We start from the raw sequence: 22,737 nt of genomic DNA, 5'->3' as shown, positions 1-22,737 counted from the left end.
AGGGAGTACGCCGTGCCCGAGCGCGAACCGCCGCTCATCGGCATCAGCACCTACCTGGAGGCGTCGGCCCGCTGGGGCGTGTGGGACCTGCCCGCCGCCCTGCTGCCGGCCGGCTACCACCGGCTGGTGCAGCAGGCGGGCGGGGTGGCGGTGCTCCTGCCGCCGGACGCGGCCCCGGCGGCGGCCACGGCGGCGCTGGCGCGCCTCGACGGCCTGGTGATCGCCGGCGGCCCGGACGTGGACCCCGCCCGCTACGGCGCGCCCCGGGACCCGCGCACGGGCCCGCCCGCGCCGGAGCGCGACGCGTGGGAACTGGCGCTGATCGAGGCGGCCCTGGCCCGGCGGACGCCGCTGCTGGGCGTCTGCCGCGGGATGCAGCTGCTCAACGTGGCCCTCGGCGGCACCCTCCACCAGCACGTGGACGGCCACTCCGGCCCGCCCGGGGTCTTCGCCGACCACGAGATCACCCCGGTCCCCGGCACGCTCCTGGCCCGGGCCCTCCCGGCCCCGGTCCGCGTCCCGGCGTACCACCACCAGGCGGTGGCCACCCTGGGCACGGGCCTCATCGCCTCCGCCCACGCAGCGGACGGCACGGTGGAGGCGGTGGAACTGCCCGCGTCGCACGGCTTCGCCCTGGCCGTGCAGTGGCACCCCGAGGCGGGCACGGACACAGCGGTGACGCGCGCCCTCCTCACGGCCGCCGCCACCGCCTGACCGCCGCCCTCCCGGAAGGCTTCACCGGGACACCACCGGACACGGACACGGTCCCCACCACGACGCGCAGCAGCCCGCACACCGGTGCGGCCGTGCACGCGTGTGGGGCCCGGTCCAGCCGGGGCCCGGCCAGGGCCATGAGCGGAGACCGCCCGAGACACCGGGGCGCGGTACGCCCGTCGTCCCGGCCGGGCGGACCCCCTGCTGACAGGAGCCGGGCGCCGAGGCCCGCGCCGACCCCGGAAGGCCCATCCGGTGAGCGAGACGGGCGACGGCCCAGCCCATGACCGGATCGCCACAGAGCCCGCGCCCCACGCCCGGCGCCGCCACACCCGGCCAGCGGCCCCGTCGGCCCGATCGTGCACCGGCCCGCCCGCGACGCCCGGGCCGCCACACCGGCTCCCCCGAGGCTCATCCGGTCAGCGACACGGCGATGGCCCCGCCCACAGCCGGGTCGCCGCCCAGAGTGCGTCGGGGCCGGGTCAGGGGCGTCGCGCCGTCGTCAGGGCCGCGGTCAGCACTGCGGGCGCCTCGGTCAACGACGGGCCGTACCAGGTGAGATGGCGTCCGCTGACCAGGGCCGCCGGGAGGGCGGGGAACGCCTCGGGGCCGTCGTCGGCGGTGAACGCGTAGGGCTCGTCGGGCAGCACCACCAGATCGGCCCGGCCCGGCGTGGTCAACTCCCCCAGCGGCACGCGCGGATACCGCTCCGCGTGACCGGCGTACGCGTTCCGTATCCCGAGCCGCGCCAGGACGTCGCCCGCGAACGTGTCGCGGCCGAGCACCATCCACGGCCGCCGCCACACCGGCACCACCGCGACGCGCCCCGGCTCAGGGGCCCGGACCGCGGCCCAGGCCGCCTCCGCCCGGGACAGCCAGGCGGGCCGCGCCAGCCCGCAGCCGGTCACCAGGACCCGTTCCAGCTCGGTGAACGCCTGGGCCAGCGACCGGACTTCGGTGACCAGCACCTCGACTCCCGCCGCCCGCAGGGCTGTCAGGTCCGGCGCCCGGTTCTCCTCCTCGTTGGCGATCACCAGGTCCGGCCGGAGCGCGATCACCCGCGCCACGTCCGGGTTCTTGGTGCCGCCGACCCGCACCACGTCCAGGTCCGCCGGGTGCGCGCACCAGTCCGTCGCACCGACCAGCAGCTCGGGGGCCGTCGCGGCGACGGCCTCGGTCAGCGACGGCACCAGCGAGACGACACGCCGCACGCCCGTCACGCCTCGGCCCCCGTCCGCGCGCGTCCGGCGGGCAGGATCCGGGCCGTCCAGTGCGCGCGCCCGGCGGCCAGCGGCGCGATCACGGCGAGGACGAGGACGTACCCCGCGATGAACGGCGACAGCCGCTCGTCCAGCCCGGCCCCGGCCGCCATGGTGGCCAGGATCAGGGCGAACTCCCCGCGCGCCAGCAGCGTGGTGGCCACGTTGGCGGACGGCTCCGGCCCGAACCGGTAGATACGGCCCGTCAGCAGCCCGGCCAGCAGGTTCATCGAGACGGTCACGAGCACCGCGATCACCACTGGCCGGACGACGGTCGGCAGGTCCCCGGGGTCGATGGACAGGCCGAAGGCGAAGAAGAAGATCGCCGCGAAGGCGTCCCGCAGCGGGTGCACCATGTCCCGGATCCGCTCCCCCGAGCCGGTGTTGCCCAGGATGAGGCCGACCATGAACGCCGCGATGGCGTCCGCCACGCCGAACTTCTCGGCCACCCCGGCGACGAGAACGGCCGCGCCCAGGAAGGAGATCACCAGCAACTCGTCGTCCTTCGTCGCGAACATCCGGCCGACGGCCCCGGTCCCCCAGCGGGCGGCGACGGCCAGCAGCAGCAGGAAGCCGAACGCCTTCCCGAAGTCCCACGCCATCGAACCCAGGCTGTCCGCACCGGAGATGACCGGCTGGAGGGCCGCCAGGTACAGGGCCAGGAAGACGTCCTCCACCACGATGATGCCCAGAATCGGCCTGGTCTCCGGATTGTTGATGCGGCCCAGGTCGACCAGCACCTTGGTGACGATCGCGGACGACGAGATCCCGAGGACCCCTGCGAGGACCAGCGCCTCCTCGGTGCCCCAGCCCAGGCCGAAGCCGAACGCCAGCCCGGCCCCCACGTTCAGCGCGAGATACGCGCCGCCCGCCGCCGCCATCTTCCGGCCGCCGCTCTTCAGGTCGTCGATGTGGAATTCGAGCCCGAGGTAGAACAGCAGCAGCACCAGCCCGAGCGCGGAGAGCATGCCCAGCTCGTGCGGGTCCTCCACCAGGACGTAACCGGGTGTGTGGGGGCCGAGCAGGATCCCGGCGAGGATGAACAAGGGGATCGTCGGCAGCCCGATGCGGCTGCCGAGGCGGGCGAGGACGGCGGCGGCGACGAAGGCGCCGCCCATGGCGAGCAGGGTGTCCGCGTGGATGGTTCCTCCTGGCGGCCGTTCGACCAAAAGAGTCAAGCAAAGGTCAAGAAAGAGTCAATACTTACCCTAGCAAACGACTTTTCCGGTCTCGTTGGCCGCTTCCCAGCGGCCGGCGGAGGCTCACCGCGCCCGGCGGCCCGGGGTCCGCCTTACGGCATGATCCGTGTGTGACCAGACGACTGATGCTCCTCGACACCGCCTCGCTCTACTTCCGGGCCTACTTCGGCGTCCCGGATTCGGTGCGCGCCCCCGACGGCACGCCCGTCAACGCCGTGCGCGGCCTGCTGGACTTCATCGCCCGACTCGTCCTGGACCACCGGCCCGACGACCTCGTCGCCTGCATGGACGAGGACTGGCGCCCGGCGTGGCGGGTGGAGCTGATCCCCACCTACAAGGCGCACCGCGTCGCCGAGGAGGCGGCGGACGGGCCGGACACCGAGGTCGTGCCCGACACGCTCTCCCCCCAGGTGCCGGTGATCGAGGACGTCCTCGACGCCCTCGGCATCGCCCGCGTCGGCGCCCCCGGCTACGAGGCCGACGACGTCATCGGCACCCTCACCGACCGGGCCACCGGCCCGGTGGACATCGTGACCGGCGACCGCGACCTGTTCCAGCTCATCGACGACGCCCGTGGCGTGCGCGTGCTCTACCCGGTGAAGGGCATGGCCACCCTGGCCGCGTTCGACGAGGCGGCGCTGCGCGCCAAGTACGGGGTCGACGGCCCCGGTTACGCCGACCTGGCGCTGCTGCGCGGCGACCCCAGCGACGGACTGCCCGGCGTCCCCGGCATCGGCGAGAAGACGGCCGCCAGGCTGCTGGAGCGCCACGGCGACCTGGCCGGGATCCTGGCCGCCCTCGACGCGCCGGGCCGGAGCGCGTTCACCCCGGCCCAGCGCAAGCGGCTGACGGAGGCCAGGCCGTACCTGGCCGTGGCCCCCCGGGTGGTGCGCGTCGCCCGCGACGTGCCGCTGCCGGAGCACGACGCCGCGCTGCCCGCCGCGCCGCGCGCCCCCGAGGCCCTGGACGCCCTCAACGCCCGCTGGGGCCTCGGCGGTTCGCTCACCCGCCTGCTCACCGCCCTGCAGCGCTGAGCGACGGGCGACGGGCGACGGGAACAAGGCGGCGGACGGCCGGTGACGGCGCGCGCTACCCGACGGAGCTGTACGCCACCACCCCGCGCAGCATCTTGTCGACGGCCTTCCGGGCGTTGGCCGTCACCGTCCCGCCCTCCGGCGCCGCCGCCGCGATCTGCCCCAGGACGTCGATGACCTGCTTGCACCAGCGCACGAAGTCGCCGGCGGGCATGTCCGCGTCCCGCAGCACCGCGTCCAGGCCGTGCCCCTGGGTCCACCGGTAGGCGGCCCAGGCGAACCCGAGATCGGGCTCCCGCTGGCCGACACCCGTCGTCTGGCTGATGTTGTGCCGCTCCTCCAGGGCGTCGAGACGGCCCCAGATCCGGACCATCTCGCCCAGCGCGTGCCGGGCCCGGCCTCCGGGCACCTCGGGCGGCGGGGCGTCGTCCGCGCTGCGCGTCTCGTAGACCAGGGCGGAGACGCAGGACGCCAGCTCGGCCGGGTCCAGCCCCTCCCACACGCCCTCCCGCAGGCACTCGCTGGCCAGCAGGTCCAGCTCGCCGTAGAGCCGGGCCAGCCGGCGGCCCTCGGGCGTCACCTCGTCGCCGCTCAGGTACCCCAGCTCGGTCAGGAGCGCGGCGACCTGGTCGAAGGTGCGGGCGATGGTGTTGGTCCTGCCCTCGATGCGCCGTTCGAGCTGCCGCGTGTCCCGCTGCAGCCGGTAGTACCGCTCCGCCCACCGGGCGTGGTCCTCGCGTTCGTCGCAGCCGTGGCACGGGTGCGCGCGGATCGCCGCCCGCAGGCGCGACAGCTCCGCGTCGTCGGCCGCCGCGGATCGCCCCCTGCGGTGCCGGCGCGGCACCACGTGCCCGGCCTTGGAGCGCAGCGCCGAGGCCAGGTCGCGCCGGGACTGCGGGCTGCGCGGGTTGAACGACTTCGGGATCCGCATCCGGTCCAGCGGCTCGACCGGCACCGGGAAGTCCATCGAGGCCAGCCGCTTGACCTGCCGCTGCTCGGTGAGCACCAGCGGGCGCGGCCCGTCGTGGTGGTCGAAGCCCCGGTGTCCCGGGCTGCGCCCGGCCGGCATGCCCGGGTCGAGCACCAGCGCCAGCCCGGCGAACTTCCCGGTGGGCACGTGGATGATGTCGCCCGGCTTGAGCTGCTCCAGCGAGGTGTGCGCGGCGGCCCGGCGCTGCGCCACGCCCTGCCGGGCCAGCTCGGTCTCCCGGTCCTTCAGGTCACGGCGCAGCCGCGCGTACTCCTGGAAGTCCCCCAGGTGGCACGTCATCGCCTCCCGGTACCCGGCGAGCCCGGTCTCGTTGCGCTGCACCTGCCGGGAGATGCCCACGACCGAGCGGTCCGCCTGGAACTGCGCGAACGATGTCTCCAGCAGCTCGCGCGAGCGGTGCCGCCCGAACTGCGACACCAGGTTGACCGCCATGTTGTACGACGGCTTGAACGACGACCGCAGCGGATACGTGCGCGCCCCGGCCAGCCCGGCCAGCGCCGCCGGGTCCATGCCGCGCTGCCACAGCACGACGGCATGCCCCTCGATGTCGATGCCGCGCCGCCCCGCGCGCCCGGTGAGCTGCGTGTACTCGCCGGGCGTGATGTCCGCGTGCTGCTCTCCGTTCCACTTGACGAGCTTCTCCAGCACCACGGAACGCGCCGGCATGTTGATGCCCAGGGCCAGCGTCTCGGTCGCGAAGACGGCCTTGACCAGCCCGCGGACGAACAGCTCCTCGACGATCTCCTTGAACGTCGGCAGCATCCCGGCGTGGTGCGCGGCGATGCCCCGCTCCAGGCCCTCCAGCCACTCGAAGTACCCCAGCACGTGCAGGTCCTCGTCGGGGATGGCGGCCGTGCGCCGCTCCACGATCTCCCGGACCCGGGCGCGGGCCGCCGCGTCGTTCAGCCGCAGCCCGGCGTGCAGGCACTGCTGGACGGCCGCCTCGCAGCCCGCCCGGCTGAAGATGAACGTGATCGCGGGCAGCAGTCCCTCCGCGTCCAGCCGGTCGATGACCTCGACCCGGCTGGGCGTGTACACGCGGGCGCGCTGCCGCCGCTCGCGCTCCCGGTCGGCGGCGCGCTTGCGGTCCCGGCCGTCGCGGAACCGGTCGCGGGCGGTCCACGGGCGGGTGTTCTCCATCCGGGCCATGCGCAGCAGGTCGGGGTTGACCTCGCGCTTGTCGCCCGACTCCTCGAACAGGTCGTACAGCCGCCGCCCGGCCAGCACGTGCTGCCACAGCGGCACCGGGCGGTGCTCGGAGACGATGACCTGGGTGTCGCCGCGGACGGTGTCCAGCCAGTCGCCGAACTCCTCGGCGTTGGAGACCGTGGCCGACAGCGACACCAGGGTGACGGACTCGGGGAGGTGGATGATGACCTCCTCCCACACGGCGCCGCGGAAGCGGTCGGAGAGGTAGTGCACCTCGTCCATCACCACGTAGCCGAGGCCGGTCAGCGCCTGGGAGCCCGCGTAGAGCATGTTCCGCAGGACCTCGGTGGTCATCACGATCACGGGCGCGTCGCCGTTGACGCTGTTGTCACCGGTGAGCAGGCCCACCCGGTCGGCGCCGTACCGCTTGACCAGATCGGTGTACTTCTGGTTCGACAGCGCCTTGATCGGGGTGGTGTAGAAGCATTTCCTGCCCTGCTGGAGGGCGAGGTGGACGGCGAACTCCCCGACGATGGTCTTGCCCGAGCCGGTGGGAGCCGCGACCAGGACGCCCTTGCCCGCCTCGAGGGCCTGGCACGCCTCGATCTGGAAGGGGTCCAGCCCGAAGTCGTACAGCTCGCGGAACGGGGCGAGCGCGGTGGCCTGCTCGGCGGCCCGCCGCTGGGCGGCGGCGAAGCGCTCCGCAGGGGAGATGTGGTCGGTCATTGTGCTTACGAGCCTACCGGCCCTGCCCCGGACGGACGCGTGAACTTTACGCGTCGGCCGGCGCCAGCAGCCGCACCGCGCCCGGCACGCACTCGGCGGTCAGCGGCAGCGGCCCGAGGGGTTCGCCGTCGGCGTATCCGGTGACGCCGGGGGCGTCGAGCTCCACCCGGGCCGCCTCGAAGACGGAGACCGCCGGATGGGTGAGGTGGGTCCCCCGGTAGACGCGGGGGAAGACGCGCAGCAGCGTGGCCCTGCCGACCTCGCCCACCACGGTGACCGAGAGCAGCCCGTCGTCCACGCGGGCGCCGGGGCAGATCCGCATGCCGCCGCCGTAGCTGGCGCCGTTGCCCACCGCGACCAGGGTGGCGTCGAGCCGCCGCCACGGACCGCCGTCGAGCCGGATCCGGTAGGGAACGGGGCGCAGCCCGGCCAGCTCCGCGATCACCGCCAGGTCGTAGCGGCGCGGGCCGCGCGGCCACCGCATCCGGTTGCCCCGGTCGGCGACCCGCGAGTCGAACCCGGACGCCAGCACGCTGCCGAACCAGGCGTCCCCGACCCGCGCGGCGTCCACGCGCCGGGTCCGGCCCGCCGTCAGGGCGACGGCGACGAGCGCGGCGGCGGCGGCCGGGTCGCCGGTGGGCAGTCCGCAGGCGCGCGCCGTGTCGTTGCCGGTGCCGGCGGCGACGATGCCGAACGGGGTGCCGGTGCCCGCGACCACGCGCAGCGCGAGGGAGACCAGGCCGTCGCCGCCGACCGCGACCACGGCCGCGGTGCCCCGGTCCACGGCCGCCCGGGCCCGGCGCACGGCGTCGGCCGGGTCCTCGCCGACGACGGCGCGCACCGCGAATCCGGCGTCCCGCAGCACGCGGGCCGCGGGCAGCGCCGCGCCGGCCGCCCTGCCCCGGCCCGCCGCCGGGTTGACCAGCAGGGTGATCCCCTCGCTCACGCGCGGGCCCGCCGGGTCAGGTGGCGTCGTCGAAGCCGTTGACCCGCGGCGCGCCGTCGTCGATGCCCGAGGCGCTGACCCGCTCCACCGGCTCGATGGTGGCCGGGGTCAGGTCCAGCTCGGACGCCTCGTCGTCGCTCAGCCCGGCGTCCGGGTCCGAGCGCTGCTTGCGCCGGTCGTTGAGGATGGCGATGCCGCAGGCCAGGAAGTACAGCCCGGTGACGGGGACCTGGAGGGCGACCATGGACAGCAGGTCGGTCGGGGTGATGGCGGCGGCGAAGACGGCGATGCCGACCACCATCCAGCGCCACCAGCTCAGCATCCGCTGGCCGGAGAGGATGCCGCCGAAGTTCAGCATGACCAGCAGCAGCGGCAGCTCGAAGGAGAGGCCGAAGGCAAGCGCCATCCGGACGGTCAGGTCCAGCAGCTCCTCGACCGTCACCAGGTTCTCCGCGTCCTCGGCGCTGAAGCTCAGCAGCACCGGGATGGCGCGCGGCAGCAGCCAGTACGCGAAGTAGACGCCGGTCAGGAACAGCGGCACGCCGAAGCCGACGACGGCGCTGGTGTACTTCTTCTCGTGCTTGTGCAGGCCGGGCGCGATGAACGCCCACAGCTGGTAGAGCCAGACCGGTGAGGCGGCGATCAGGCCGACCAGCAGCGAGACCCGGAAGTACGTCGCGAACGGCGCGGTCAGGCCGTTCTGCGTGAGCCGGGCGCACCGCTCGACGGCGCCGCTGGTGTCGTTGACCTCGTCGCACTCCGGCAGCGGCGCGGTGAGGACGTCCATGATGTCCTGGGCGAAGAACAGCGCGACGATGGTGACCGCCAGGATCGCCGCCAGCGACACCCCGAGCCGGTTGCGCAGCTCACGCAGGTGCTCGGTGAGGGGCATCCGCCCCTCGGGGTCCTTCTCCTTCTTGCGCGTGGCCTTGGGCACCCCACGTCCTCATCTCGTAGGGGGGCCGGAAGCCCGGCCACCCGGTCTCACTGCTGGCACGACAGTACGTCAGCCCTGCGTCGTGCCCTTGGGCTCGTCCACCGGGCGCGCGGCGGCCGTGTCGCCGGGAGCGGGCTCGATGGTCCTGGGCGCGGTGCCGGGGGCGGTGCCGTCGGTACCGGCGGGCGTCTTGTCGGTCTTCATCGCGGACGCCTCGCTCTTGAGGATGCGCATCGACTTGCCGAGCGACCGGGCGGTGTCCGGCAGCCGCTTGGAGCCGAAGACAACCACGACGACAAGGGCGACGAGGAGGATGTGCCACAGGGAAAGCGAGCCCATATCGTCCGTCCACTTTCTGATCGGGAGTGGTCTGCGCGCCGTGCCGGCCCCCGGATGTTTCCCGGCCGGCGGCACGAGGCGCAATTTTAGCGCCCGACGATGAACACCGGGCAATCCTTGGACGTCGGCCTATTCTTCCTCGTCCGCTCCGCCGTAGGCCCGGCGGACCGCACCCCCGCGGGCGGCCAGCGGCGCGGCGGACCGTTCCAGCTCGTCCACGGCCCGGCTGATCCGCTCCGCGCTGTCGCCGACCGCCCGCGCGAACCGGCGGACCTCGACACCGACCAGGACGGCGAGCACCGCGAGGACGGCGACCCCGCAGAAGGCCAGCGTGAGCTGGAACATCGGCCAGAACATCGCTAGGGGATCTCCTCGTACAGGTCCAGGGCGGCGCGGGCCGCGGCCCTGGCGCTGTCCGCCAGCTCGGGCGGGGAGACGATCCGGCCGTCGCCGCCGAGCCGCAGCGCCAGCCGGCGCAGCGTGGCCGGGTCCGGGGTGCGCAGCGTCACCCGCAGGCCGCCGTCGGGCAGCTCCTCGGCCGTGTCGTGCGGATAGTACTCCGCGACCCACCGGCCGCCGGGGCCCACCTCGATCACGACCTCGGGGTCCGTGGGCGCCGGCTGCACCAGCCCCTCGCTCAGGTCACGCGGCTCGACGGGCGGCGGGTCGGCCGGCGTGTCGAGCAGCTCGATGCGGGCCACGCGGTCCAGCCGGAACGTGCGGCGCGCCTCCGTCCTGCGGCACCACGCCTCGACATAGGTGTGGCCCAGGGCGAAGAGCCGGATCGGGTCGATCTCCCGGTCGGTCAGCTCGTCGCGGCCCGGCGAGTAGTAGCGGATCAGCAGCCTGCGGCGCTCGGTGATGGCCCGGTCGACGACCGCGAAGACCCCGCCCTCGGCCTCGAAGGTGACCGACAGCCGGGAGCTGGCGCCGGCGCTCTCCCCGGCCGCCGCCTCCAGCTTGGCCGTGGCCCGCAGCAGCGCGTCGCGGTCGCCGTCCCGCAGGCCCGGCAGGGTGGCCACCGCGCGGGCCGCCACGAGCAGGGCGGTGGCCTCGTCGGCGGCGAGCCGCAGCGGCTGGCCGGTGCCGGAGCCGACGGCGTCCGCGTTGTGCCACCAGATGTGCTCGCCGTCGGTGTCGATGTCGAGCAGGTCGCCGCCGCGGAAGCTGGTGCCGCACATGGGCAGCACGTTGAGGTCGGAGATCAGCTCGTCCTCGGAGATCCCGAAGGCCCGCGCCACCTCGTCCACCCGGGCGCCGGGGCGCTCGCGCAGATACGTCACGAGCGACAGCATCCGCCGCGTCCTGTCGATGGCGGTGGTCGCCATGTCCGCTCCTCTCCCCTCTCCGGCCCGCTCAGCCCTTGGCGACCGCGCGCAGCCGGTCCACCACGTCCGCCCGCAGCTCGGCTGGCTCCAGCACGAGCACGTCGGGGCCGAACTCGGCGAGCCACGCCCCGAGTCCGTGTCCGTAGGGGATCTCCAGCTCGTCCCAGTCGCCGTCCACGGCGGTGATCCGGGTGGCGCGGGCCCGCAGCGGGTATCCCGACCCGCCGCGCAGCCTGATCCGCGCCTGGGCCGTGGCGTGCTCCCCCGCCCACCGGGCGACGCTCTCCCGGAGGGCGACGTGGTCGGGGACCTCCGCGGTGAAGGCACCGGAGCGGGACCGGACACGGCCCACGATCCGGGAGAGGCGGAAGACACGCGGGGCGCCGCGGTCGCGGTCGTGCCCGGCGAGGTACCAGTGGCCGCGCCAGCACTCCAGGGCCCACGGCTCGACCTGCCGGGTGTCGGGGCGGACGGCGTTGGACTTGCGGTACGCGAAGGTGACCGGCCGCCGGTCGCGGCAGGCGATCATCAGGGGCTCGAACGCGGCCTCGCCGGCCGGGACCCGCGGCTCCAGGGCGCTGTAGGTCTCCCGCTCCTCCTCGGCCAGCGGCATGCCCGCGGCCCGCAGCTTCTGCAGGGCGCCGCTGGCGGCCCCGGCGAGCCTGGCCTGCTGCCAGACCCGGGCGGCCAGTCCCAGCGCGGCGGCCTCCTCCGCGTCGAGGGTGACGGGCGGGAGCTGGTTGCGGTCGCGGCGGGCGACGTAGCCGACGTCGCCGTCGACGCTCTCGACCGTCTCGATGACCATGCCCAGCTCGCGCAGGTCGTCCTTGTCACGCTCGAACATCCGGTTGAAGGCGTCCTCGGAGGCGACCTCAATGTACGCCTCGATGGAGGTCCGCAGCTCCCGCTTGCTCAGGGGGCGGCCCGTGCCCAGCAGGCACAGGGCAAGGTTCATCAGCCTCTCGGCCTTGGCAATGGCCATCGGCGCGCGCCCTCCCTCCTCAACTCCCCGGCTGCGCGAACGCGGTGGGCCCATCCCGCAGGGGATGGGCCCACCGTACCGCTTGTTCGGATCAGGCCGAGACCAGGTCGCAGACGAAGATCAGGGTCTCGCCCGGCTTGATCCGGCCACCGCCGGCACCGGCGTCCCCGTAGGCCAGGTGCGGCGGGATGGTGAGCTGCCGCCGGCCGCCGACCCGCATGCCCTGCACGCCGCGGTCCCAGCCGGGGATGACCTGGCCGGCGCCGAGCTGGAAGCGCAGCGGGGTGCCGCGGTTCCAGCTCGCGTCGAACTCCTCGCCGCTGCTGAACGAGACGCCGACGTAGTGCACGGAGACCTGCGCGCCCGCCTGGGCCACCGGGCCCTCGCCCTCCCAGATGTCCTTGATCTCCAGGTCGGCCGGCGGCTCACCGCCGGGGAAGTCGATCTCGGGCTTGTCGATGCTCACGGAAAACTCTCCTACGACTGTCGCTGTGTGACGGGCCGCCGCGGCGGCGGTCAGACCGTGCCGATGATGTCGACGACGAAGACCAGGGTGGCGTCGCCGGGGATGCTGCTGTTGCCCTCCGGGCCGTATGCCAGGTCGGGCGGGATGACCAGCAGCACCCGGTCGCCCACGTGCTTGCCGACCAGTCCCTGGTCCCAGCCCGGGATGACCGAATTGGTGCCGATCTGGAAGCCGGACGCCATGTCCCGGTCCCAGGAGGAGTCGAACTTCTCACCGCCGTCCCACAGGACACCGGTGTACTGCACGACCAGGCCCTGGCCGGCCTCCACCTCGGCGCCGTCGCCCTCGATGAGGACCTGCTCCCGGAGCTCCGCCGGCGGGTCCTCGCCCTCGGGCATGGTGATCGTGGCGGGCTCCTGGCTGGGCGCCTCCACCTCGGGCATGCCGTCCTCGGCCGCGGCCTGCTCGCCCTCGGCCTCGCCCTGCGGGTCGACGGCGGCCGTGGCCGCGATGTCGAAGACCCAGACCACGCCGTCGTCGGCCGGGATGCCGGCCTGCTCGGCCCCGGCGCCGAGCATCTCGCTGACCCGGCCCTCGACGAGGACCCGGCTGCCCACCTTCTTGCCGACCAGCGACTCGGTGGCGGTCTGCGGCAGGGTCGACTCCACGCCCGGCTGGATGACGTACTGGGTGCGGGTGTCGCCCTCGCCGCCCTCGGCGGCCCAGGTGTTGAGCAGCTCCAGGTCGGCGTTGGCGATCCGGCCCAGGACGTCGACGCGGACGAAGTCGCCTTCGGCGACCGCGGGGCCGTCGCCCTCGGTGAGGACCTCGGTCACGGTCTCCGCGCCGAACTCGGCGTCCTTCTCGACCGTGATCTCCGGCTGACGGCCGGGCTCGCCCGACACGGAGGCCACCGGTCCGTCGGAGGCCGCGGAGCCGGAGTCGTCGGAACCACAGGCAGCCGCGCCCACCAGGAGGGCGGGAACGGCCAGCACCGCGACGATGCGGCGCGCACGTTTGGTGAGGATCATCTGTCCAACTTGGCGGTAGGCACGGCCGGGGCGGGACCCCGCTGGTCCCGCCCCACCCTACGGCCTCCGCCGCCCCACGCGTCGGGCGGCGTCGTCCGGCCCGCCCGTCACATGCCGGCGATCAGCTTCTCCACCCGCTCGTCCACCGACCGGAAGGGGTCCTTGCACAGCACGGTGCGCTGCGCCTGGTCGTTCAGCTTCAGGTGCACCCAGTCCACGGTGAAGTCCCGCCGCTGCTCCTGGGCGCGGCGGATGAAGTCGCCCCGGAGCCTGGCCCGCGTGGTCTGCGGGGGCACCGACTTGCCCTGGAAGATCTTCAGGTCGTTGCACACGCGCTGCGCCTGCCCCTTGCGCTCCAGCAGGTAGTACAGCCCGCGCCTGCGGTGGATGTCGTGGTACGCGAGGTCTATCTGCGCGACCCGCGGGTGCGACATGGTCAGGTTGTGCTTGGCCCGGTACCGCTCGATGAGCTGGTACTTCATGACCCAGTCGATCTCGGTGTTGATCTTGTCGAACTCCTGCGCACGGATGGACTCCAGGGCCCGGCCCCACAGCTCCAGCACCTGTTCGGTGATGCCGGTGCGCATGCCCCGGCGCTCGCAGAAGTCGAGCGCCTTGTCGAAGTACTCCTGCTGGATCTCCAGCGCCGACGCCTCCCGCCCGGTGGCGAGCCGCACCTTGCGCTGGCCGGTGATGTCGTGGCTGACCTCGCGGATGGCCCGGATCGGGTTCTCCAGGGTGAGGTCGCGCATGACCGTGCCGGCCTCGATCATGCGCAGCACCAGGTCGGTGGCCCCGACCTTGAGCAGCATGGTCGTCTCCGACATGTTCGAGTCGCCGACGATGACGTGCAGCCTGCGGTAGCGCTCGGCGTCGGCGTGCGGCTCGTCGCGGGTGTTGATGATGGGGCGCGAGCGGGTGGTCGCGGAGCTCACGCCCTCCCAGATGTGCTCGGCGCGCTGGCTGACGCAGAAAACCGCGCCGCGCGGCGTCTGGAGGACTTTTCCGGCGCCGCAGATCAATTGGCGGGTGACGAGGAAGGGGATGAGCACGTCCGCGAGCCGGGAGAATTCGCCGTGCCGGGCCACCAGATAGTTCTCGTGGCACCCGTACGAGTTGCCCGCGGAGTCGGTGTTGTTCTTGAACAGGTAGACGTCGCCTGCGATGCCCTCCTCGTGCAGCCTGCGTTCGGCGTCCACGAGCAGACCTTCGAGAATGCGCTCACCAGCCTTGTCGTGGGTGATGAGCTCGGTGACGTTGTCACACTCGGGCGTCGCGTATTCGGGGTGCGAGCCGACGTCCAGATACAGCCGGGCGCCGTTGCGCAGGAACACGTTGCTGCTGCGACCCCATGACACGACTCGGCGGAAGAGGTACCGCGCCACTTCGTCCGGGGACAGCCGTCGCTGCCCGCGGAACGTGCAGGTGACGCCGTACTCGTTCTCCAGCCCGAAGATTCGGCGATCCATGAGTGAACATTACGCCTGATGCCCGGATCTGAAACCGGGTTCGAGTGCGGCGTTTCGATCATTTCGCGATTCGGGCGCCGAAACGCGCGCACGCCCGGGAGCAGCGAGAACACGGCGCGTGGCGATCAGCACCAGCAGGGCCAGCCCGCCGGCCAGGGCCGCCACCGCGAAACCCGCCGGATCGCGGCCCCACTCGACGGCCGGGCCGACCACCGCGGTCCCGACCGCCGCCCCGACGCCGAAGGTGGTCACCAGCCAGGAGAACGCCTCGGTGACGGTCCCCGCCGGGGCGTGCCGGTCGATGACCACGAAGGCGCAGGCCAGCGCGGGCGCGAGGAACAGGCCCGAGACACCGGCGAGCAGGCTCATCAGGGGCACCGAGCCGGGGGTGGCGAGCAGCGGCAGATAGCCGGCCGCCAGGGCGGCCACCAGCAGCCGCAGCCGTGGCTCCGGCTCCCCGCCCCAGTGCCGCGCGCCGTACCAGAGGCCGCCGACCAGGGCGCCGCCGCCGAGCGCGGAGAGCAGGTAGCTGGCGACCACCTCGTCGCCGCGCGCGTCGGCGTAGGCCACGGCGGCGACGGAGATGGCGCCCAGGGCCGCGCCGACGAAGAAGAAGCAGCCGAGCAGGGCGAGCAGCCCGGGCGAGCGCAGGGCGCCCAGCCAGTGCGCCTCGCGCGGGGCGCCGCGCCAGTGCCGGGACGGGCGGGAGAGGACGACGGAGAGCGCGCCGAGGACGACGGAGAGCGCGCCGAGGACGCCGAGCGCGTTGATCACCAGCAGGGCCGCGGCCTCCGACCGGACGGCGACCAGGAGCATCACCACGAGCGGCCCGCCCGCGAACATGACCTCCTGCGCCACCGCGTCCAGCGCGTAGGCGCGGTGCACCTTGTCGCCCCGGTCGAGCACGCTGGGCCACAGCGCCCGCAGGCTGCCCTCCAGGGGCGGGGTGGCCAGGCCGGCGACCAGGATGGCGGCGACCGCCCACGGCAGCGGGCCGGTGCCCACGAGGGCGAACAGGGCCATGGCCAGCCCGGAGAGCGCGGCGGCGGGCAGGATCACCCGCACCTGCCCGTACAGGTCGACCAGGCGTCCCAGCAGCGGCTGGCCGACGGCGGTGGCCAGCCCGTAGACGGCGGCGAGGGCCCCGGCCAGCGAGTAGCCGCCGCCCTCCGCCCGGGTGAACAGGACGATGGCCAGTGGCGCTGTCGCGTTGGGCAGGCGGCCGACCAGCGTGCCGGTCAGCAGCCGCAGCACGTGGCGCGCCCGCAGCAGCTCCAGATAGCCCGTGGCCATGGCCTCACTCCCCGCACGTGTTACGTATAACCTGGCCAGTGTACGTACGATGGCCGGATTCCGGCAGACGTGAGGGCAGGCAGGCGAGCGACCGTGAGCGACACCACCCCGCCGAGGCCCACCAGCCGGGACGTCGCCCAGCACGCCGGGGTGTCCCAGGCGACCGTCTCGCTGGTGCTCGGCGACCGCTGGCGGGGCCGGGTCTCCCCGGCCCGCGCCGAGGCGGTGCGGGCCGCCGCGCGGGAGCTGGGCTACCGGCCGAACCTGGCGGCGCGCAGCCTGCGGCTCGGCCGCAGCCGCACGGTCCTGGTGGTGGTGCCCGCGCTGACCAACGAGTTCTTCGCGCGGATGCACGCCGGCGCCGCCCGGGTGGCCGCCGAGCACGACGTCGGGGTGGTGCTCTACCCGTCGCCGGAGGGCGTCGGCCCGGCCCGCGACCCGTTCGCCTCCGCGAGCGCCGCGCTCGACGGCGTGCTGGCCTCCTCGATGGCCGTGGGGGCGCTGGCCGCGCTGCGGGAGGGCGGGCTGCCGCTGGTGATGCTGGACAGCGAGCCGGACGGTCAGGCGTCCGCGACGGTGAACCCGGACATCGCCGCGGGCATGCGGCTGGTGGCCGGGCACCTGCTCGGCCTCGGCCACCGCCGCTTCGCCCACCTCGCGGCGGACGTGGACTCCTGGACGTTCGGCGTCCGGGCCCGGGTGCTGGCCGAGGAGCTGGCCGCGGGGCCCGGCGCAGAGCTCCTGCGCACGGAACGGGCGCCGATCGACGTGGCCGGCGGCCTGGCCGCGGCCGGGCGGCTGCTGGCCGGGGCCGGACCGCACCGGCCGACGGCGCTGGTGTGCGACGACGACCTGCTGGCGGTGGGCGCCTGCAAGGCCGCGCGGCGGCTCGGGCTGCGGGTGCCCGAGGACGTCTCCGTGACGGGCTTCGACGACCTGACCGTGGCGACGGCGGTCGAGCCGGAGCTGACCACGGTCACCCTGCCCGCCGAGGAGCTGGGCGCGGCCGGGATGCGCGCCCTGCTGACCGCCGTCACCGGCCGGTCCCGGGGCACCACGGTCCTCCCGGTCACCCTGGCCGCGCGGGGCTCCACCGCTCGGGGTCGTGACGCCGCTCAGTCCTGCTCGGAGCCGCTCTCCTGCTCCGGCTCCGGCTCCTGCCCGGCGGCGGAGCCGGCCTCGCCGCCCTCCTGCAGGAGGCGGGCGAGCTGGCGGCCCGGCAGGCGCTTGAACTTCCGCTGCTGCGGACGGGTCCGGTCCAGGACCGCCACCTCCAGCTGGTCGGCGGTCAGCTCGCGCTCGCCGCCGTTGCTGTCCCGGGTCAGGGACTCGACGGCCAGGCGCAGGGCCTCGCCCAGGTCCATGTCGTCCCGGTGCCGCTGGCCCAGGTAGCTGCCGATCTGGTCCGAGTTCCCGCCGACGGCCACCGAGCCGTGCTCGTCGATGATCGAGCCGTCGTGCGGCAGCCGGTAGATCTCGTCGTCCGCGGGCGACTCGCCGACCTCGGCGACCAGCAGCTCCACCTCGTACGGCTTCTCCGCCGCGCTGGAGAAGATGTTGCCCAGCGTCTGGGCGTAGAGGTTGGCCAGCCCCCGGGCGGTCACGTCCTCGCGGTCGTACGTGTACCCGCGCAGGTCGGCGTAGCGCGTGCCGCCGATGCGCAGGCTCTCGTACTCGTTGTACTTCCCGGTCGCCGCGAAGGCGATCCGGTCATAGATCTCGCTCACCTTGTGCAGCGCGCGCGAGGGGTTCTCGGCGACGAACACGATGCCGTCGGCGTACTGCAGCACGACCAGGCTCCGCCCGCGCGCGATGCCCTTGCGGGCGTACTCGGCGCGGTCGGCCATGGCCTGCTGGGGTGAGACATAGAACGGCGTCGACACCGGCTACTCGTCCCTTCCTGTCCGTCAGAAGTCTTCAGCTCTACCGCGGCGGAATCTACAGAACCGGAGCCTGCGGCCCGTTGGGCAGCTGGAGACGGCCCTCGTGCACGGTCCTGGCGATCTCGGAGACCTCGGCCTCGGTGAGCCTGCGGAACCCATCCTCGGTGATCACCGTGACGATGGGGAAGATCCGGCGGGCAAGATCGGGTCCGCCCGTGGCCGAGTCGTCGTCCGCCGCGTCGTACAGCGCCTGGACGACGGCGGTGGCCGTCTGCTGCTCGGTCAGGTCGGGGCGGTGCAGCTTCTTCAGCGAGCCGCGGGCGAAGATCGACCCGGAGCCGACGGCGGCGAAGCCCAGCTCCTCGGACCGGCCGCCGGTCACGTCGTAGGAGAAGATCCGGCCCTTCTCCCGCTCCAGGTCGTACCCGGCGAACATCGGGACGACGGCCAGGCCCTGCATGGCCATCCCCAGGTTCCCCCGGATCATCGTGGACAGCCGGTTGGCCTTGCCCTCCAGGGACAGGACGTGCCCCTCGACCTTCTCGAAGTGCTCCAGCTCCAGCTGGAACAGCTTGACCAGCTCGACGGCCAGGCCGGCCGTGCCGGCGATGCCGACCGCGGAGAACTCGTCGGCCGGGAAGACCTTCTCCACGTCGCGCTGGGCGATCATGTTGCCCATCGTGGCCCTGCGGTCACCGGCGAGGATCACGCCGCCGGCGAAGGTGGCCGCGACGATCGTGGTGCCGTGCACGGCCTCGACCGCGCCCTCGATCGGCGGCAGCAGCCGGGCGCCGGGGAGCCGCTCGGGCGCGTAGTCGGACAGGAAGTCGAGGAAAGAGGAAGACCCCGGCCTGAGGAAGGCTGCCGGGAGGCGCCCCTGGTCGTGCGAGTTGGCTGCCACAGGATTCCTTCCAGGTAGGAGAAACGGTCCGCTGCCCCGGTCCGGCGGTGCGGCCGGGGCAGCGGCGGCGTATGCGAGGGACCCTACCCGTCACATGACGATGATCCACACGGGTCGCGGATGGTCTCCGCGGCCGGGACTACTGGCCGCCCTTCTGGACGAAGCTGCGGACGAAGTCCTCCGCGTTCGACTCCAGGACCTCGTCGATCTCGTCGAGGACGGAGTCGACATCGTCCGTCAGGGCTTCCTGGCGCTCCTTGAGGTCCTCGGAGACCTCCGCCTCCTGGGTCTGCTCCTCGGTCTCTTCACTGGTGCGCGACGCCCTCTGCTGGCCGCCGCCGGTGTCCTTGGTCGCCATCTCCCTCACCCCATGCTCAGTTCGACGTGACAAGATCAGACCCTACTAGCCGGGGCTGACATCGGCCTTTCGTTGCTCCACGCGTGCTGTCTCCTACAACGTCCGGGGACTACCTCCATGATTCCCGGATCAGCGGAAAATCAGCCGCCGGAGAGCGCGCGGACCAGCTCCTCGGCCGTCGAGCAGCGGTCCAGCAAGTCCTTGACGTGCTCCTTCGTCCCGCGCAGCGGGTCCATGGTGGGCACCCGCTGGAGGGAGTCGCGGCCCGGCAGGTCGAAGATCACAGAGTCCCAGGAGGCCGCGGCCACGTCGTCCGCGTACTGCTCCAGGCAGCGGCCCCGGAAATAGGCCCTGGTGTCCTCCGGCGGGTTGCTCTGGGCCCGCAGGACGTCCTCGTCCGACAGCAGCCGGGTCATCCGGCCACGGGCCGCCAGGCGGTTGTAGAGGCCCTTGTCGGGGCGGACGTCGGCGTACTGCAGGTCCACCAGGTGCAGGCGGGCCGCCTCCCAGCCCAGGCCGTCGCGGCGGCGGTAGCCCTCCATCAGCTCCCGCTTGGCCACCCAGTCCAGCTCCCGGGACAGGCTCATCGGGTCCCGCTCCAGGCGGGTGAGCACGTCCTCCCAGCGGCTGAGGACGTCCGTGGTCTGCGCGTCGGCGTCGGCGCCCCAGCGCTCCTCCACATACTTGCGGGCCAGCTCGTAGTACTCCATCTGGAGCTGGACGGCGGTCAGCGTCCGCCCGCTGCGCAGCGTCACCAGCTCCTTGAGGGTCGGGTCGTGACTGACCCGGTGCAGAGTGCGCACCGGCTGGTCGACGGCGAGGTCGACGGCGATGAACCCGTCCTCGATCATCGACAGGACCAGCGCGGTGGTGCCCAGCTTGAGGTAGGTGGAGATCTCGGCGAGGTTGGCGTCGCCGATGATCACGTGGAGCCTGCGGTAGCGCTCGGCGTCGGCGTGCGGCTCGTCGCGGGTGTTGATGATGGGCCGTTTGAGCGTCGTCTCCAGGCCGACCTCGACCTCGAAGTAGTCCGCGCGCTGGCTGATCTGGAAGCCGTGCTCGCTGCCGTCCTGGCCGACGCCGACCCGGCCGGCGCCGCAGACGACCTGGCGGGAGACGAAGAAGGGGGTCAGGTGGCGCACGATGTCCGAGAAGGCGGTCTCCCGCTTCATCAGGTAGTTCTCGTGCGTGCCGTAGGAGGCGCCCTTGTTGTCGGTGTTGTTCTTGTAGAGGTGGATCGGCTGGGCGCCGGGAACCTCGGCGGCGCGCCGGGCCGCCTCGGCCATGATGCGCTCGCCCGCCTTGTCCCACAGCAGGGCGTCCATCGGGCTGGTCGTCTCGGGGGCGCTGTACTCGGGGTGCGCGTGGTCCACGTAGAGCCGGGCGCCGTTCGTCAGGATGACGTTCGCCAGGCCGATGTCCTCGTCCGTGAGCTGGCTGGCGTCGGCGTTGTCCCGGGCCAGGTCGAAGCCACGGGCGTCGCGGAGCGGGTTCTCCTCCTCGAAGTCCCAGCGGGCGCGCCGGGCGCGGTGCATGGCCGCCGCGTACGCGTTCACGACCTGGGAGGAGGTGAGCATGGCGTTGGCGTTCGGGTGCCCCGGAACGGAGACGCCGTACTCGGTTTCGATGCCCATCACTCGCCGTACAGTCATGAAGCCCTCCTTGGCCAGCGGCGACCCTCCATCGTGCCACCGCCGGATACGAGCCTAGGGGACACGGCCTGCGCTGCGGAGATCACTGCGGGTTTCCTTGGGACTGTCAGGGAAAACGTCCGGCTGCGGAGCCCTCGCGGACCCCGCAGCCGGACGCTGTGTGCGCTACAGGTACTGACCGGTGTTCGCCACCGTGTCGATCGACCGGCCGGTGTCGCCGCCCTGCTTGCCGGTGACGAGGGTGCGGATGAAGACGATCCGCTCGCCCTTCTTGCCGGAGATGCGGGCCCAGTCGTCCGGGTTGGTCGTGTTGGGCAGGTCCTCGTTCTCCTTGAACTCGTCCACGCACGCGGCGAGCAGGTGGGAGACGCGCAGACCCTTCTGGTCGTGGTCCAGGAAATCCTTGATCGCCATCTTCTTCGCCCGGTCCACGATGTTCTGGATCATGGCGCCGGAGTTGAAGTCCTTGAAGTACAGGATCTCCTTGTCACCGTTGGCGTAGGTGACCTCCAGGAAGCGGTTCTCCTCGGTCTCGGCGTACATCTGCTCCACGACGGTCTGGATCATGCCCTCGACCGTGGCCTGGCGGCTGCCGTTGTGCTCCGACAGGTCCTCCGCGTGGAGCGGCAGCGTCGGTGTGAGGTACTTGGAGAAGATGTCGCGCGCGGCCTCCGCGTCCGGGCGCTCGATCTTGATCTTCACGTCGAGTCGGCCCGGGCGGAGGATCGCCGGGTCGATCATGTCCTCGCGGTTCGAGGCACCGATGACGATGACGTTCTCCAGGCCCTCCACGCCGTCGATCTCGGAGAGGAGCTGCGGAACGATGGTGTTCTCCACATCCGAGCTCACGCCCGAGCCGCGGGTGCGGAAGAGGGAGTCCATCTCGTCGAAGAAGACGATGACGGGCGTGCCCTCGCTCGCCTTCTCGCGGGCCCGCTGGAAGACCAGCCGGATGTGCCGCTCGGTCTCGCCGACGTACTTGTTCAGCAGCTCGGGGCCCTTGATGTTGAGGAAGAAGCTCTTCCCCGCGGGCTTGCCGGTGACCTCCGCGACCTTCTTCGCCAGCGAGTTGGCGACGGCCTTGGCGATCAGCGTCTTGCCGCAGCCGGGCGGGCCGTAGAGCAGGACGCCCTTGGGCGGACGCAGCTCGTGCTCGCGGAACAGGTCCGGGTGGAGGTACGGCAGCTCGACGGCGTCCCTGATCATCTCGATCTGGCCGCCGAGGCCGCCGATCTGCGTGTAGTCGATGTCGGGGACCTCTTCGAGGACGAGCTCCTCGACCTCGCTCTTGGGCACGACCTCGTAGACGTACCCGGACCTGGGCTCGAGCAGGAGGGCGTCGCCCGCCCGCAGCGTCACGTCCATCAGCGGGTCGGCGAGCTTGACCACGCGTTCCTCGTCGGTGTGGCCGACCACCAGGGCCCGCTCGCCGTCCTCGAGGACTTCCTTGAGCGTGACGATGTCACCGGCGCTCTCGAACTCCATCGCGGCGACGACGTTGAGCGCCTCGTTGAGCATGACCTCCTGGCCGCGCCTGAGGTCCGCCACCTCGATGCCGGGGCTGACGTTCACCCGGAGCTTGCGGCCACCGGTGAAGATGTCGGCCGTGCCGTCCTCGTTGGCGCGCAGGAAAACGCCGAAGCCGGACGGCGGCTGGGCGAGCCGGTCGACTTCCTCCTTCAGGGCGACGATCTGGTCGCGCGCCTCACGCAGCGTGCTTGCCAGTCGCTCGTTCTGCGCCGACACGCCCGCCAGATTGGTCTGCAGCTCGACGATCCGCTCCTCGAGAATCCGAGTGTGCCGCGGAGAGTCGGCCAGCTTGCGGCGCAGGACGGTGATCTCCTGCTCAAGGTCGGCAATCTGCCGGGCCGGGTCGTCGGAACCCCGACCGGGCCGGATGCCGCGGTTGCTGTCGTCATTCTGGGATACCACGGTCCTCACCTCCTCCAAGGGGAGCTGGACGCTTCCAGACCCTACCTGGACCGGTGCAGTTCGAAACCCCTAGATCACAAAGACGGTCGGGGTGGTGTCCGATCTTCACCCTTGCGCACTCCCTCACGCCAGGGGAATACCCACGCTT

The 22,737-nt window shown here is 72.7% G+C and carries 20 protein-coding genes and 1 pseudogene; 3 read left to right on the top strand and 18 right to left on the bottom strand.

Going from position 1 to position 22,737, the window contains the following annotated elements; all coding sequences use genetic code 11:
• Positions 1 to 12 precede the first annotated feature (12 nt).
• Positions 13 to 714, top strand: a complete 702-nt coding sequence (locus tag ACSNOC_RS03075; RefSeq protein WP_436745631.1) for a gamma-glutamyl-gamma-aminobutyrate hydrolase family protein — start codon at positions 13 to 15, stop codon at positions 712 to 714.
• Between the two features lie 482 nt (positions 715 to 1,196).
• Here ACSNOC_RS03075 and ACSNOC_RS03070 read toward each other — a convergent pair whose 3' ends face one another.
• Complete coding sequence (locus ACSNOC_RS03070; protein ID WP_436745630.1) at positions 1,197 to 1,925, bottom strand: helical backbone metal receptor; 729 nt, start codon at positions 1,923 to 1,925, stop codon at positions 1,197 to 1,199.
• A 5-nt stretch (positions 1,926 to 1,930) separates the two neighbouring features.
• Entirely contained in the window at positions 1,931 to 3,091 is a 1,161-nt protein-coding gene (locus ACSNOC_RS03065; RefSeq protein WP_436745629.1) for a cation:proton antiporter, read from the bottom strand.
• A gap of 191 nt (positions 3,092 to 3,282) precedes the next feature.
• Between ACSNOC_RS03065 and ACSNOC_RS03060 the strand changes: the two genes are divergently transcribed.
• Positions 3,283 to 4,206 (top strand): 5'-3' exonuclease, encoded by a 924-nt coding sequence (locus ACSNOC_RS03060; RefSeq protein ID WP_436745628.1) that lies wholly within the window; start codon positions 3,283 to 3,285, stop codon positions 4,204 to 4,206.
• Between the two features lie 55 nt (positions 4,207 to 4,261).
• Here the strand turns inward: ACSNOC_RS03060 and ACSNOC_RS03055 are convergent, their stop codons facing one another.
• From ACSNOC_RS03055 to ACSNOC_RS03005, 11 genes are all read right to left on the bottom strand, one after another.
• A complete protein-coding gene (locus ACSNOC_RS03055; RefSeq protein WP_436745627.1) occupies positions 4,262 to 7,072 on the bottom strand; it encodes a DEAD/DEAH box helicase in 2,811 nt (936 codons plus the stop codon).
• Between the two features lie 46 nt (positions 7,073 to 7,118).
• Positions 7,119 to 8,018, bottom strand: a complete 900-nt coding sequence (locus tag ACSNOC_RS03050) for a diacylglycerol kinase (RefSeq protein ID WP_436745626.1) — start codon at positions 8,016 to 8,018, stop codon at positions 7,119 to 7,121.
• Between the two features lie 16 nt (positions 8,019 to 8,034).
• Positions 8,035 to 8,955 carry a twin-arginine translocase subunit TatC gene (gene tatC / locus ACSNOC_RS03045; RefSeq protein ID WP_436745625.1) on the bottom strand — a complete coding sequence of 307 codons (921 nt, stop codon included), beginning with the start codon at positions 8,953 to 8,955 and terminating at the stop codon, positions 8,035 to 8,037.
• A 69-nt stretch (positions 8,956 to 9,024) separates the two neighbouring features.
• Complete coding sequence (tatA, locus tag ACSNOC_RS03040; RefSeq protein WP_436745624.1) at positions 9,025 to 9,294, bottom strand: Sec-independent protein translocase subunit TatA; 270 nt, start codon at positions 9,292 to 9,294, stop codon at positions 9,025 to 9,027.
• A 129-nt stretch (positions 9,295 to 9,423) separates the two neighbouring features.
• Entirely contained in the window at positions 9,424 to 9,651 is a 228-nt protein-coding gene (locus ACSNOC_RS03035; protein WP_436745623.1) for a hypothetical protein, read from the bottom strand.
• Between the two features lie 2 nt (positions 9,652 to 9,653).
• Complete coding sequence (locus tag ACSNOC_RS03030) at positions 9,654 to 10,622, bottom strand: helix-turn-helix transcriptional regulator (protein WP_436745622.1); 969 nt, start codon at positions 10,620 to 10,622, stop codon at positions 9,654 to 9,656.
• A gap of 28 nt (positions 10,623 to 10,650) precedes the next feature.
• Positions 10,651 to 11,604: a helix-turn-helix transcriptional regulator gene (locus ACSNOC_RS03025; protein ID WP_436745621.1), complete on the bottom strand. Its 954-nt coding sequence runs from the start codon at positions 11,602 to 11,604 to the stop codon at positions 10,651 to 10,653.
• A gap of 91 nt (positions 11,605 to 11,695) precedes the next feature.
• Positions 11,696 to 12,070 (bottom strand): FKBP-type peptidyl-prolyl cis-trans isomerase, encoded by a 375-nt coding sequence (locus ACSNOC_RS03020; RefSeq protein ID WP_436745620.1) that lies wholly within the window; start codon positions 12,068 to 12,070, stop codon positions 11,696 to 11,698.
• Between the two features lie 50 nt (positions 12,071 to 12,120).
• Entirely contained in the window at positions 12,121 to 13,101 is a 981-nt protein-coding gene (locus ACSNOC_RS03015; RefSeq protein ID WP_436745619.1) for an FKBP-type peptidyl-prolyl cis-trans isomerase, read from the bottom strand.
• A 107-nt stretch (positions 13,102 to 13,208) separates the two neighbouring features.
• Entirely contained in the window at positions 13,209 to 14,570 is a 1,362-nt protein-coding gene (gene pafA / locus ACSNOC_RS03010) for a Pup--protein ligase (protein WP_436745618.1), read from the bottom strand.
• Positions 14,571 to 14,579: 9 nt separating this feature from the next.
• Complete coding sequence (locus ACSNOC_RS03005) at positions 14,580 to 15,863, bottom strand: MFS transporter (protein WP_436745617.1); 1,284 nt, start codon at positions 15,861 to 15,863, stop codon at positions 14,580 to 14,582.
• 69 nt (positions 15,864 to 15,932) lie between these two features.
• Between ACSNOC_RS03005 and ACSNOC_RS03000 the strand changes: the two are divergent.
• Positions 15,933 to 16,976: pseudogene (locus tag ACSNOC_RS03000) on the top strand (LacI family DNA-binding transcriptional regulator); the annotation flags it as partial.
• A gap of 2 nt (positions 16,977 to 16,978) precedes the next feature.
• On the opposite strand, the gene prcA reads toward ACSNOC_RS03000, so the two are convergent.
• The 5 genes from prcA to arc form a co-directional block, all read right to left on the bottom strand.
• Positions 16,979 to 17,746 (bottom strand): proteasome subunit alpha, encoded by a 768-nt coding sequence (gene prcA, locus ACSNOC_RS02995; RefSeq protein ID WP_436745616.1) that lies wholly within the window; start codon positions 17,744 to 17,746, stop codon positions 16,979 to 16,981.
• A gap of 55 nt (positions 17,747 to 17,801) precedes the next feature.
• Positions 17,802 to 18,647, bottom strand: a complete 846-nt coding sequence (gene prcB / locus ACSNOC_RS02990; RefSeq protein WP_436745615.1) for a proteasome subunit beta — start codon at positions 18,645 to 18,647, stop codon at positions 17,802 to 17,804.
• A 139-nt stretch (positions 18,648 to 18,786) separates the two neighbouring features.
• The gene (locus tag ACSNOC_RS02985; RefSeq protein WP_436745614.1) at positions 18,787 to 19,005 is read right to left on the bottom strand and encodes a ubiquitin-like protein Pup; all 219 of its coding nucleotides are present in this window, start codon (positions 19,003 to 19,005) and stop codon (positions 18,787 to 18,789) included.
• Positions 19,006 to 19,145: 140 nt separating this feature from the next.
• A complete protein-coding gene (gene dop, locus ACSNOC_RS02980) occupies positions 19,146 to 20,657 on the bottom strand; it encodes a depupylase/deamidase Dop (protein ID WP_436745613.1) in 1,512 nt (503 codons plus the stop codon).
• A gap of 165 nt (positions 20,658 to 20,822) precedes the next feature.
• Complete coding sequence (gene arc / locus ACSNOC_RS02975; protein WP_436745612.1) at positions 20,823 to 22,607, bottom strand: proteasome ATPase; 1,785 nt, start codon at positions 22,605 to 22,607, stop codon at positions 20,823 to 20,825.
• Between the last annotated feature and the right edge of the window lie 130 nt (positions 22,608 to 22,737).

This window comes from Streptomyces sp. URMC 129 (assembly GCF_051386415.1).
Taxonomy (GTDB): Bacteria; Actinomycetota; Actinomycetes; order Streptomycetales; family Streptomycetaceae; genus Streptomyces.
The sequence above is the reverse complement of the archived record's forward strand: the minus strand, read 5'-3'. Positions and strand labels throughout refer to the sequence as shown.